The 12,881-nt window shown below is 38.8% G+C and carries 14 protein-coding genes; 10 read left to right on the top strand and 4 right to left on the bottom strand.

Annotated features, from left to right (window positions below):
• Nucleotides 1–243 precede the first annotated feature (243 nt).
• Nucleotides 244–1,488 carry an ornithine--oxo-acid transaminase gene (gene rocD / locus BUW93_RS14705; protein ID WP_081212506.1) on the bottom strand — a complete coding sequence of 415 codons (1,245 nt, stop codon included), beginning with the start codon at nt 1,486–1,488 and terminating at the stop codon, nt 244–246.
• Nucleotides 1,489–1,655: 167 nt separating this feature from the next.
• Between rocD and rlmD the strand changes: the two genes are divergently transcribed.
• From rlmD to BUW93_RS14680, 5 genes are all read left to right on the top strand, one after another.
• A complete protein-coding gene (gene rlmD / locus BUW93_RS14700; RefSeq protein ID WP_081212505.1) occupies nt 1,656–3,101 on the top strand; it encodes a 23S rRNA (uracil(1939)-C(5))-methyltransferase RlmD in 1,446 nt (481 codons plus the stop codon).
• 50 nt (nt 3,102–3,151) lie between these two features.
• Nucleotides 3,152–3,688 carry a DUF6452 family protein gene (locus BUW93_RS14695; protein WP_081212504.1) on the top strand — a complete coding sequence of 179 codons (537 nt, stop codon included), beginning with the start codon at nt 3,152–3,154 and terminating at the stop codon, nt 3,686–3,688.
• Nucleotides 3,654–4,358: a DUF6048 family protein gene (locus BUW93_RS14690; protein WP_081212503.1), complete on the top strand. Its 705-nt coding sequence runs from the start codon at nt 3,654–3,656 to the stop codon at nt 4,356–4,358. The genes BUW93_RS14695 and BUW93_RS14690 overlap by 35 nt, the downstream gene beginning before the upstream one ends.
• A 565-nt stretch (nt 4,359–4,923) precedes the next feature.
• Nucleotides 4,924–5,157 carry a hypothetical protein gene (locus tag BUW93_RS14685; RefSeq protein WP_081212502.1) on the top strand — a complete coding sequence of 78 codons (234 nt, stop codon included), beginning with the start codon at nt 4,924–4,926 and terminating at the stop codon, nt 5,155–5,157.
• The gene (locus tag BUW93_RS14680; RefSeq protein ID WP_081212501.1) at nt 5,157–5,474 is read left to right on the top strand and encodes a type II toxin-antitoxin system RelE/ParE family toxin; all 318 of its coding nucleotides are present in this window, start codon (nt 5,157–5,159) and stop codon (nt 5,472–5,474) included. Before BUW93_RS14685 ends, BUW93_RS14680 begins: the two co-directional genes overlap by 1 nt.
• Nucleotides 5,475–5,603: 129 nt before the next feature.
• On the opposite strand, the gene BUW93_RS14675 is transcribed toward BUW93_RS14680, so the two are convergent.
• Nucleotides 5,604–6,758 (bottom strand): THUMP domain-containing class I SAM-dependent RNA methyltransferase, encoded by a 1,155-nt coding sequence (locus BUW93_RS14675; protein WP_081212500.1) that lies wholly within the window; start codon nt 6,756–6,758, stop codon nt 5,604–5,606.
• 179 nt (nt 6,759–6,937) lie between these two features.
• Between BUW93_RS14675 and BUW93_RS14670 the strand changes: the two genes are divergently transcribed.
• Both BUW93_RS14670 and BUW93_RS14665 read left to right on the top strand, forming a co-directional pair.
• Complete coding sequence (locus BUW93_RS14670) at nt 6,938–7,606, top strand: ZIP family metal transporter (RefSeq protein WP_081212499.1); 669 nt, start codon at nt 6,938–6,940, stop codon at nt 7,604–7,606.
• A gap of 2 nt (nt 7,607–7,608) precedes the next feature.
• Entirely contained in the window at nt 7,609–8,037 is a 429-nt protein-coding gene (locus BUW93_RS14665) for a DUF4268 domain-containing protein (protein ID WP_081212498.1), read from the top strand.
• Nucleotides 8,038–8,092: 55 nt separating this feature from the next.
• Here the strand turns inward: BUW93_RS14665 and BUW93_RS14660 are convergent, their stop codons facing one another.
• Entirely contained in the window at nt 8,093–8,404 is a 312-nt protein-coding gene (locus BUW93_RS14660) for a type II toxin-antitoxin system RelE/ParE family toxin (RefSeq protein ID WP_232778376.1), read from the bottom strand.
• Complete coding sequence (locus BUW93_RS14655; RefSeq protein ID WP_081212496.1) at nt 8,401–8,643, bottom strand: hypothetical protein; 243 nt, start codon at nt 8,641–8,643, stop codon at nt 8,401–8,403. Before BUW93_RS14655 ends, BUW93_RS14660 begins: the two co-directional genes overlap by 4 nt.
• Before the next feature lie 248 nt (nt 8,644–8,891).
• Between BUW93_RS14655 and xerA the strand changes: the two genes are divergently transcribed.
• From xerA to BUW93_RS14640, 3 genes are all read left to right on the top strand, one after another.
• Nucleotides 8,892–10,058, top strand: coding sequence for a site-specific tyrosine recombinase/integron integrase (gene xerA / locus BUW93_RS14650; RefSeq protein ID WP_081212495.1), 1,167 nt, complete (start codon nt 8,892–8,894; stop codon nt 10,056–10,058).
• 42 nt (nt 10,059–10,100) lie between these two features.
• Complete coding sequence (locus tag BUW93_RS14645) at nt 10,101–10,805, top strand: hypothetical protein (RefSeq protein WP_081212494.1); 705 nt, start codon at nt 10,101–10,103, stop codon at nt 10,803–10,805.
• A gap of 169 nt (nt 10,806–10,974) precedes the next feature.
• The gene (locus tag BUW93_RS14640) at nt 10,975–11,838 is read left to right on the top strand and encodes a hypothetical protein (RefSeq protein WP_081212493.1); all 864 of its coding nucleotides are present in this window, start codon (nt 10,975–10,977) and stop codon (nt 11,836–11,838) included.
• Nucleotides 11,839–12,881 lie beyond the last annotated feature (1,043 nt).

Genomic DNA, 12,881 nt, shown 5'->3' with positions numbered 1-12,881 from the left:
AAATTCTGAATCAACATCAGATGATGCTCCTAAAAACCGTCATACCGGACTTGATCCGGTATCTCATCATATAGGGAATTTCTTTCATCATCTCACTCCCATGAGACCCTGAATCAGGTTCAGGGTGACGCTGGGTTTTTAAAATCGATAACCAGTAAAAAAAGGTGTCGGGGGATTAAAAAAAATAAAGCCCGTCAATTATAACGGGCTTTATCTTTTTATAAGAAAATCTTATTTCAAATTTTACTTCTCAAACTCTTTAAGAGTGGTGGTAATAATATCTACACAATCCCTTAGTTGTTCCTCGTTCATCACCAATGGTGGCGCAAAACGGATGATATTACCATGAGTTGGTTTCGCCAGCAGGCCGTTTTCCTTAAGGGCCATACAGATATTCCAGGCGGTATCTCCCTCAGGGGAATCGTTGATAACGATAGCATTAAGCAGGCCTTTCCCGCGTACCAGTTCAACAATATTTGACTCCCGGATGTAATCGTTAAGCAATCTTCGGAAGAGTCCGCCCAGTTTCTCGGCATTTTCTTCCAGCTTTTCGTCTTTTATCACTTCCAGGGCTGCAGTAGCTACGGCACCGGCCAGGGGATTTCCGCCAAAGGTAGAGCCGTGTTGTCCGGGTTTGATTACTTCCATCACCGTATCGTTGGCCAATACTGCAGAAACGGGATATACTCCTCCCGAAATAGCTTTTCCGAGGATAAGGATATCGGGTTTTACTTCTTCGTGATCTACGGCCAGCAATCTCCCGGTACGGGCGATCCCTGTTTGTACCTCATCGGCGATGAAAAGTACATTATATTTTTCGCAGATCTCCTTTGCGCGTTTCAGGTAACCTTCAGAAGGCACATAAACTCCGGCCTCTCCCTGAATAGGTTCTACCAGGAATCCGGCGATATTATCGTTGTTTTTAAGGGTTTCTTCCAGGGCTTCCAGGTTGTCGTAAGGGATCTTCAGGAATCCGGGAGTGTATGGTCCAAAATTCTTTCTCGCTCCTTCATCGTTGGAGAAAGAGATAATGGTCGTGGTTCTTCCGTGGAAATTATTTTCACAAACAACGATCTGGGCTTCGGTTTCTGCTACTCCTTTCTTCTCGTAGGCCCATTTTCTGGCGATCTTGATAGCGGTTTCGACCGCTTCTGCTCCAGTATTCATAGGCAGAAGCTTATCAAAATTAAAATATTCTGAAGCAAATTTCTCATAAGGCCCCAAGACATCGTTATGGAAAGCGCGGGAAGTAAGGGTAAGCTTCGCCGCCTGGGTAGAAAGCGCCTCTACAATTTTTGGGTGGCAATGCCCCTGGTTTACCGCAGAGTAGGCCGAGAGAAAATCGTAATATTTCTTTCCTTCAACATCCCACACATGGACACCTTCGCCACGGCTCAACACCACCGGTAAGGGGTGATAGTTGTGTGCTCCGTACTTGTCTTCCAGTTTAATAGCTTCTTCTGAAGATGAAATTTTGGTTAATGGCATTTTCAATAATTTTATATTACTTTTTTCGCAATTCCTTCTTTAAGCTGAACGACTTCAGATTTGGAGAGAAATCATCCAAAATTTGAATTCCTGCAAATTACTAAATGTTTCCTGAAATTTTCAAAAGCCGGGCTAATAAATCTTAGCATTTATCCTATTTTTGCGCTATGGCAAGAAGGAATAAAAACAAGCTCTTTGAAGCTGTTGAAGTTATAGACGCCGGAGCTAAAGGCAAGAGTATCGCCAAGGCCCCGGACGGAAAAGTAATTTTTATAGACAATGCGGTTCCCGGCGATGTCGCCGATGTGCAGACCACCAAAAAACGACGTGCTTTCTACCAGGGCACCGCGGTTAATTTCCATAGTTTATCTAATAAACGCACCGAGCCGGAGTGCCGGCATTTTGGCGTTTGTGGAGGCTGCAAGTGGCAGAATATGGAATATAAATACCAGCTGGAGTACAAGGAGAATGAGGTAGTAAACAACCTGCAGCGGTTAGGAAAGATCGAATTACCAGAAGTGACTCCTATCCTGGGAAGCAAGGATATCTATTTCTACCGGAATAAAATGGAATTTTCTTTTAGTGACAGTAGATGGCTCACTATAGAAGAGATCCAAAGCGGGGAGGACATCAGGGATAAAAATGCCTTAGGTTTTCATATTCCCGGGATGTGGGACAAGATCCTGGATATTGAAAAATGTCATTTACAGGAAGACCCCAGCAATGCCATAAGGAATTTCGTAAAGGAATTCGCTACAGAGCACGGGCTTCAATTCTTCAACACCAGAGAACAAAAAGGCCTGTTGCGTACCCTAATGATACGCACCGGTTCCACGGGTGAACTTATGGTCCTGATACAGTTTTTCAAAGAAGATAAGGTAAAGCGCCAATTGCTTTTGGATGCCCTTGCAGAAAAATTTCCGGAGATTACTTCGTTGCAGTATGTGATAAACGGAAAAGGCAACGACACCATTTATGACCAGAAGGTGATTTGTTATAAAGGTCGCGACCATATCTTTGAAGAGATGGAAGGCCTTAAGTTCAAAATCAACGCAAAATCCTTTTACCAAACCAACTCGACACAGGCCTACGAACTTTACAAGGTAGCCCGCAATTTCGCCGATCTAAGCGGGGAAGAATTGGTTTACGATTTATATACCGGAACAGGAACCATCGCCCAATTTGTGGCTAAAAATGCAAAAAAGGTAATCGGGGTTGAAGCAGTACCGGAAGCCATTGAGGATGCTAAGGAAAATGCCGAGCGCAACGGAATTATGAACACCGAGTTTTATGTTGGGGATATGAAGAAGGTCTTTACCGAAAACTTCATCAATAAACACGGCCATCCGGACGTTATTATTACCGATCCGCCGAGGGACGGAATGCATAAAGATGTGGTAGCCCAAATAATTGGTATCTTGCCAAAGCGAATTGTATATGTGAGTTGTAATTCGGCTACCCAGGCGAGGGATCTGGCACTGCTGGACGAGCATTACAAGGTAACGAAAGTTCAACCTGTAGATATGTTCCCACAAACCCACCACGTAGAAAATGTGGTGTGTTTAGAAAGCCGGCAAGCTCCCGGAAGCAAAAATGAGGAAGGTTTAGGCTAAAATTTAAGAGCCTGTGTCAAATTCCCGGGTTCGGGTTAACATATAAATAGATGAATAAGATCTTTTTAAAAATCATTCTAGTTAGTTTTGGAATATTCCTTGTTTCCGGGTGCCAGCGTGATGATCTATGTCCCGCCTCTACCGATACCACTCCCCTGCTCATTATTAAATTCTTTGATATTGAAGAACCAGAGGAGACAAGGTCTCCCACTAATTTACGGGTTTGGGACCGGGAGAGGGATACTATCCTCCTGGACAGGGTAAATGTAGATAGTATCGCAATTCCGCTGAAAACCTTTGAAGATAACACCGAATATGCATTTACCATAAATGCCCGGGAAATCGATGAAGATGAGGATGAGGACGGGGATGATCCAAATATCCTTATCCCAAACACCGATATTTTAAGATTCACCTATGGCCGGGAGCAGGTTTATGTGAACCGCGCCTGCGCCTATAAAGTGATTTATGCTGATCTAAGGCTCAACATAGATTCAGGAGACGATGAAGCCTGGATTCAAACCTATACTATAGAACAAACTGAAGTTGAAGATGAAACAAACCGCCATATCTCTATTTTCTACTAGCCTGATCTTTTTGCTGTCCACAGGATTTTTGTTCGCTCAGGAATCTACAGCGCTGGATTCTATAGACCAACGGGAGAAATACGGCATACGGGTAGGAACCGACCTGAGCAAACTGGCGCGTAGTTTTTTCCAGGATGACTATGAAGGTTTTGAGATCATGGGCGATTACCGGGTGTATGATAATTTCTATGCTGCGGCCGAAATTGGATCTGAAAGCCTTCCTTTTTCAGAAGATAATATCAGCGTGGTTTCTACGGGACAATATGCCAAAATTGGGGTAGATTACAATGCCTATGAAAACTGGACCGGGATGGAGAATATGATCTTTGCCGGTTTGCGGTACGGATTCTCCACCTTCACTCAGGAGCTTCACGAATACACCATTTACAACACCTCGCAGTTCTTCGGACCCGATGTGCGGGATGTCGATATAGAAAACAGCGGACTTAATGCCAGTTGGATAGAATTGATTGGAGGCTTGAAGGTAGAGCTCCTCAATAATCTTTATCTCTCGGCCAATGTTCAGATAAAACGCAGGCTTTTTCAAAAAACGCCGAATAACTTCGACAACCTCACCATTCCCGGATTTAACCGTACCTACGACGACAGCAATTTTGGTGTTGGCTACAGCTATGGGATATCCTACCTGATACCGTTTTATAAGAAGTGACGGTTCGCAGTTCTCGGTTTTGAGTTGTGAGTTCTCGGTTATCGGTTGTGGGTGGTCGGTTGTGAGTTGTCGGTTATCTCTTGTTTGTGGTTTGGTGTTTGGTGTGAGTTTTGTGGTCTGTTCTCTCTTCCTCTATTCAAATTCCTTTTATCGCTCTACATAATCCCTTACCAACTCATACCCGAACAGGATGGGATCCCGGATCAGGTCCGGGATGACGAGCAAATTAATGTTTGGCTCAATTGCTATGGGATCGGTAGTCGATTGTCTGTTCTCGTCTCGGTTGTGGGCTCATTGTTGTTTGTGTTGAGTTTTGGGTGGTGGTCTGTTCTCTCTTCCTCTATTCAAATTCCTTTTATCGCTCTACATAATCCCTTAACAACTCATACCCGAACAAGATCCCGGGTCAGGTCCTGATAGCTATCGGGAACCGGAATGCCAAGAGCAAAGGCTAAGCTTTAAAAATTATTTTATTAGATTTTCACAACAAGTCTATTAATATGTTTTTTTTTGAATTAAACAGTATTGAGTTAGAATTCGTATTTTTGATGAAAAGCTGATTGCTATGGATTTAGAAGCTAGAAAAATAGAATTTATAAAAGACTTTCTACAACTTCAGAGTGAGGAGGCCATTTCCCGACTAGAAAAGGTTCTAAAGAAAGAGAAAAAAAATGTCATTGAGAAAGACTTCAATCCAATGACACAAAAAGAACTTGACCAAAGAATTGACCAATCAGAAGAAGATTTTAAAAATAATCGTTTCAAAAAAACTTCTGACTTATTATCTAAATATAAATAATGAAGTTAGAAATAATTTGGTCAAAATTTGCTGAAAAGCAACTTGACGAAATATTTGAATATTATTTTGAAAACGCCAGCCCTAAAGTTGCAAAGGAATTACTTGAAAATTTATTAGCAGAACCAAATAGATTGATCAATAACCCAACTATGGGACAAATTGAGATACTTCTAAAAGAAAGAAAAACAACCTACAGATATCTAATTTTCAAAAATTACAAAATTATTTACTCTATAGACCCAAAGAAGAGGTTTATTAAAATTGCTGATGTATTCGATACAAGACAAAATCCATCAAAAATAGAACGATCAGATTAAACAGGCAGCTGTCGAAGTCTACTCCCCTTCTAATTCCCTCTTTTCACTCTACATAATCTCTTAACAGCTAATACCCAACCAGGATGAGATTCCGGGTCAGGCCCGGAATGACGATACTACAAAGAAAGTCTACTCCATCCGCTTCCGTTTTTTGGTTCCCGAATAGATCTGGTATTTAAGTAGCTTAGATTCCAGGGCGCCGTTGTAGAGTTTTATTTTTCTTGAAGGCCGCAGGCCTACGTGTTTTATAGCTTCCAGATTGGAAGTGATAAACCAGGCATCGGTGTCGGGATAGCCTTGTTTCAGCGTGTCACCTATTGACTTGTAGAAAACAGGCATATCTATGTCCAGCCTTTCACCGTAAGGCGGATTAAACAACATATGCAAATGCCGCTCCCCTTCCTTTTGAGACTCGAAGAAATCCTGTCTTTCCACTTTTATAAACTCTGAAAGATTGGCGTTTTCAATATTATCTATAGCCTTATGCACGGCCGAAGGTGCTTTATCATAACCTTTAATGCTGAAATGAAATTCCCGCACCTTTTTTAATACTGATTCCTCTATTTTTTCAAAAAGAGCCTCATCCCAGTCTTTCCATTTTTCGAAGGCGAATTCTTTTCGGTTAAGGTTAGGCGGGATATTACAGGCGATCATCGCTGCCTCGATGAGAATGGTTCCGCTTCCGCACATGGGATCCAGGAAATCACTTTGTCCATCCCAACCTGAATGCAGCAACAGGCCGGCGGCAAGCACTTCGTTGATAGGGGCGATATTGGTGGCTGTCTTGTAGCCACGTTTATGCAGGGATTGCCCGGAACTATCGAAAGACACATTACAAAAGTTCTTTTCGATATGCACATTGAGGCGCAGCGTAGGGAAATCGAGGTCTACATCGGGACGTTTCCCGAATTTATCCCGAAAGCGGTCTACGATGGCATCTTTGGTTTTAAGCGAGATATATTTAGAATGCGTAAAAGTTTCAGAGTGAACGGTAGCATCGATAGCCAGGCTATCGTCTACGCCCATAAACTCTTCCCAGGGCAGCGCATAGATATTTTTATAGAGTTCTTCTTCAGAATTAATTCTGAAGCTGCGATAAGGTTTCAGGATCTTAATGGCGGTACGTAGGCAGAGGTTTGCTTTATACATAAAGCCCAGGTCGCCGTAAAAACTTACGTTTCGGGTACCTTCTTTAATATCCATCGCACCGAGACTCAGTAATTCTTTAGCCAGAATTGGCTCGAAACCATACATGGTCTTGGCTATCATTTTAAAATTATCCATATCGCTTTTTTAGAGATGGCAAAAATACATTAATTTTGGCGGATGTACCGAAGAACGGGAAAGGAATGAAAGGGCTGCGCCTTTTACATTTAAGAACCAGGTTAAGAGAAAAAAATGGAGTCGGTGCCGCGTAATTTTCAGGAACTAAACCGACAAACCTCTTTCATATTCAGCAATTAATGATTTACTTTTTACCTTTAATCTCGGTTCTTATTGGTTATGTTATTTCGCGGTTTCTGAATCCGGGGACCTCTACCGGCTTTAAATTACTGCTGAGTTTTAGTGGGGCTTACCTGCTATCGGTTACGGTTTTTGAATTACTCCCTGAGGTTTATGCCGAAGCTATTGACGGGATTGGCATTTTTATTATGCTGGGGCTCTTATTGCAGATTTTACTGGAATTTATTTCCAAAGGGGTGGAACACGGGCATTTACACACTACAGATAAAAGTACAAAGTTTCCCTTAATGTTACTGGTAAGTCTTAGTATTCATGCTTTACTGGAAGGGGTGCCGCTTGATGAAAAGGGGCATTTATTGCACGGGGTGGTGATACACAAGATCCCGGTAGCTGCAATTTTATCGGTATTTCTAATACACTCGAAGCTTGCCAAATGGAAAGTTTTTCTGTTTTTGGGAATTTTTGGGCTTATGACGCCCTTAGGCAGCTTTTTAAAGATGAATGTTCCGCTTATTGAGCAAAGTGCTATCTATCTTAATGCGATAGTGATAGGGATCTTTCTTCACGTTTCGACTACGATCCTTTTTGAAGCTTCGCGGAATCATAAGTTTAACGCCTCGAAATTACTGGTGATTATCACCGGAATCTTACTGGCCTATTTTATTTAAGTATGTTCAGCAAAGAAGAGAGCAAAAAATTGCGGCAACAGTTCTGGACCAGTTTTGGGATAGTTTACAGGACCAAGTGGATTCTTTATGATACCAAACAAAAGGAGATTCAGCTTAAATTTAGTTTCACCCGAAAATTTGCACAGGTATCCCTGGACATTACCGATCCCGACGCCCTGGTTCGGGCCTACTATTTTGAAAAGCTATTGAGTTTAAAAAGGATTATTACCAACGAATATTTGCCCGATGCGGTTTTCGAGGAGCATTATGAATTGCCGGAGGGAAAAGTGATCTCAAGGCTTTATGTGCAGCTGGACGGGGTGAATATTCACAAGCGGCAGCAGTGGCCTGAAGTAATGAAGTTTTTAAACGAGCACATGCTTCAGCTGGAAGCGTTTTTTAAAGAATATCGCGATTTTCTTAGCGCGTAGCTGGTTTTGGGTGTTTTGAGGATGGCAAGGGGTTAAGCCAGATTGGTACGAGGCACTATATTGTTCGGTTTATTTTTATAGGATTTTGCCGGGTATCAAAAACATCATTTATTTCAATTCGGTTTTCCTTATTATTTATCCAATAAATGATCTTATAACTCTTATATACCAGGTATCTGAATTCTTCTTTTCGGCTCTTTAATAAATCTTCAGTTTGACCAATTTTCGGTTGCGTTTTTAGTTTAAGTGTCGTGTTATAAATTCCTTCAACGAGTTTTTTCGCTATCTGAATACCTGCTTTTTCCCGGTAATATTCATAAATTATTCTGAGTTCTCTGTGAGCAAAATCAGTCCAATATAATTTCACTTCCAATTATTAATTTTAGCTTTTAATTCGTTTGCTTCTATTAATCGGTCATTTTTGGAATCATCCATAGATTGATCGATTCGGGAATTAAGCTCGTCTAAAGTGAATGGTTTTAAATCCTTCTGTTTGCCTTTTTTATTCTCTTTCTTCAAAATTTTTTCCAGTTCCTGGATAACATCCTCACTCTGAACTTTTAAAAATTCCTGAATAAGTTTAAGCTTTCTAGTTTGTAAATCCATTTTAATCAGCTTTTTATCAAAGGTACGGATTTTTCATTTTTGTGATAAATTTTCCCAGAAAGGAATTTTCAACCATAAAACCCAAGTTCATCATTCAAAATGTGGCTTCAATTTCCTTCAGCAAAAAATTTCCGTAGAAAAAAGAATCAGGCAAATTCAGCCCAAAATATTCAGCACTAAAAAGCAGGGATTTTCCGCAGTAAAAAAAGGGGCAGGATTGTTTATGTTGAGGGATATAAAATTTTCTAATGTTAGAGATCAAACTATACCCTTTAAAGCATCGCGGAGCCTTAAATATTGGGATATCTTTTCCTTTTAATATGGAGCTTAATCAGGAGGTGGGAAAGATAGCCGGAATACGCTGGAGCCGGACTAATCGCTGTTATTATTTACCTTTTTCGCAGCAGAACAAGAGCAAACTTTTTGAGTTGCTAAAATCTAAAGGCAGGTATATCGATTATTCGGCATTAACCGGGGTACAGCCGGAGCCCGCCCGGAAACCGATACCTTTAGATAAGCCCAAGCAGCAATTACTGGACACCTATCTATCTTATTTAAGAGGCAAACGCTATAGCCAAAGCACCCTTAAAACCTATCGCAGTTTTATAGAGAAATTTCTATTGAGCATAGACAAAGCCCCGGAGGAACTCACTAACCGGGATTTAGAAATATTTTTTGAGCGGGAGATCGCGGGGAGGAGTTATGCGATAAGCACCCACCGGCAGTGTGTGAGTGCCCTGAAGCATTTTGCCAGCCTACAGCAATTCCCAGAGCTGGAACCCGAAGCGATAAACAGCCCGAGGAAAGATAAAATTTTACCCACAGTTTTATCTAAGGAAGAAGTTATAGACTTGTTGCGGGCAACGCGCAACCTCAAACACCGGGCTTTGTTTGCCTTGTTATATGCATCTGGTTTACGTGTTGGGGAGGCTTTAAACCTAAAGTTAAATGCTATAGATATTGATCGTCGGCAAATAATAATAAGGAGTGCCAAGGGCCGGAAAGATCGTTTTGTGACGATGGCAGAAAGTTTTATTCCCTTATTGCTAAACTACCTGGACACTTACCGGCCCAGGTTTTATTTTGTGGAGGGGTACAAGGGCGGTCAATATTCGGGGTCCAGCGTTAGGGCGGCATTAAAGCAGGCGTGCCGGCAGGCGGGCATAAAAAAGCGGGTTACCCCGCATAGTTTACGACATTCTTATGCTACGCATATGTTGGAGAATGGGATAGACATCAGGTATATTCAGAGTTTGCTAGGGCATTCACGGCCAGAGACCACGATGATCTACACCCATGTAACGCAGAAGGATCTCATGCAGATTAGAAGTCCTTTAGACGAGACTCTAAAATCCTTATCGAATTCGGATAAAAAAGAAGCAAACCTGCGTTTATCCCGAAATAATTTGGATTAAAAGCGTATATTGCTGAGGATATAACACGTTGTACACAATGCTATGAGAAAAATTTCACTTCAAATATTAATTCTGATAATTATAATTGGATGTTCTCCAAAAATTAAATCGATAACTGAATACAAGAAAAATGAAAATAAACTTTCAAAAAATAGAATTGCGGAATTTGATAAAAATGGCAATAAATTTTTAGAAAGAAATTTCGGAAATCAAAGAAGCAATAGAATTGTGAGAATAGAATATAAGAACGGTAAAAAAATTGAAGAAACTAACTGTGATTATTTTCAAAAGCAAGATACGTGTGTAATTAGACAATTTTCAGTTTATGAATATAAACCAAAAGAAAATTTAAAAATTCAAACAATGTATGAAGCTGATTCGACTGTTAGATTTATTAGAAAATTTCATAAAAAAGGCAACTTAGAAGTAATAAAAACCAGCACTTGGGAAATGTTTCCAACAAAAGATCCAGATCCGGAAAAAGCTATGAAACTTACAGATTCTGTTTTTTACGATTCAAAAGGAAGAGAAATAAAAAGGTTGCATTATAATGAAGATTTTAATAAACCTTGGATAGAAAAATATAAATATTCTAATAATGGTTATACAAAAGAAATATCTGGGACAAGAATGGATACCACTAGATTTTATAATTATTCAGAATTTGATAAAATGAGTCAGAAAAAAGAAATTGATTTTGAATTTAAAGACACAACTAATTATAAATACGAGTTTAAGTATTACTAACGCACTGTGTACAACATCGGTTATAGCAAATTGCGGGCAGATTAACTGAAATTGATTATTTTGGTTACCAACAAAACCTGGTTACGCTGACAAATACGCACTCCCTACTCCGCAACTTGTCAATAACCGTGACCGTTGTGCGCAAGCTTGAACAAAATCCATTTATATTATGAAAAAAATAATAGCTGTTTTATTCAATGTCTTCATATTGATAACATTATCAAGTTGCAAAAATGAAAATTCAAGTGACAAATCATCGGATAATCCATTCAACGGTAAAGTTAAAACCGTAACTCAAAAAGCATATGAGGCCGAAGAGAAATTTGGAGAAGTTGTTCCAGGTAAACCAGATGTTAATATGGGACCAGATTGGATTTCATTCAATGAAAATGGTAATATCATAGAATTGAAATATTTTGATTCAGAAACAAACGAATTAATTAGGAAAGAGAATTATATCTACGATAAGAGTGGCAACCTAGTAGAAAGAGAAAATGATGGGAAAGAAGATAGATTCAAGTATAAATGGGTTCTCAAATACAATTCTGAGGATCAATTAGTCGAAGAATTAAAACTTTTAAATGATGGAACAAAAGAGAGAAAAACAGTTTACAAGTATGATGAAAATGGGAATATCATCGAAGAAAAAACTTTCCATACCAATTTGACTAAAAAAGGTCCTTATTACACGTTTAAATACAATGATGACAACCAACTGATCGAGAAAAATTCTTTTTCACCAGATGGAACTAAAGATGGACGAACTACACATCATTACGTAAAAGGAAAATTAAAAGAGATAAAAAGCTATAATGAAGATGGTTTGTGGTTTAAATATTCTTTAAATGAAAATGAGGATCTAATTAAGGAAATATCCTATAAATCAGATGAAACAATATCATTTGAAAATGATTATAAATATGAATATGACCAGAACGATAATTGGATAAAAAGAACTGCTTATATGACAAGTGGAAATTATATTCAAAATCAACCAACAAGTATTACTACAAGAGAAATTGAGTATTATTAGATCTAGTAAAAAGCCAGCGCACAACAACGGCTCATCGCAAATAACGGGTAGTTGATTGAAAATGGTTATTTTAGAGACCAATTATTAAAAGAACTAATCCGACAAATCCGCGTCCTTACTCCCGCAACTTGCGATAGCCGGGACCGTTGTGCATAATGCTCAAGATAAATCCTGGAAAAAAATAATTTAAACTGAATAGAATTGTATCCAATATTAATAATATCATTATCGATTTTAACAGCAATAATATTTCTGACGAAAGTTTTTCTAGGAGTTAAATTTTTAAACCTAAAAAATAAAGGACCTAAGAACATTATTTCCTGGTTTATAATTTTAGCATTTTCAACTTTCCATATATGGTTTCCATATAGTTATGATGGAAAAAAAGAAATAATGATTAATTATAAAAAGAAGCTTAATCTGCTAACATATATTTTTTACATCTTAGTAATTTTAATGGCGATTATCATATTTTTTCATATTTACAATTTAAGACAAGGTTAATAGATGATTTTAAAGCTTCAAATCCTTTCCTTAATATCTTACTCCCTTATAATCCTAATGGGAGAAATTATTGGAATACCATTATTATTTTGGTTAGTTTTCAAAAGCTTTGACTTAGGTAGTCCTGAACAAATTTATGCAGTTTTAGGAATAATTGGGCTCACTCTAAATTTCACGAAACACATTAAAATAAAATTTGTCAAGATTATTAGTTTTTGTCTAATGATAATTCCGATTCTGAGCCGGTTAGTAAAAATTCCTATTGAAAAATTCAACTACTTATCTTTTCAAATTCCTTTACTGATATTTATAATTTTATACATAATTATCATTTTAAAATCTGTCGATAATAAAGCCTCAAATAAAATTCAAAATGAATAATAGAAACCCTAAAGCACTATGCACAACATCGGTTCATCGCAAATAACGGGTTCAATCAAAAAAAGTTTAATTTTAGAAACCAGGAAAAAAAATGGTTAAGCCGACAAGTCCGCATCCCTACTCCCGCAACTTGCGATAACCGTAACCGTTGTGTGTAA

Source organism: Salegentibacter sediminis (assembly GCF_002078605.1).
GTDB lineage: Bacteria > Bacteroidota > Bacteroidia > Flavobacteriales > Flavobacteriaceae > Salegentibacter > Salegentibacter sediminis.
This window is presented reverse-complemented; position numbering and strand designations above follow the sequence as displayed.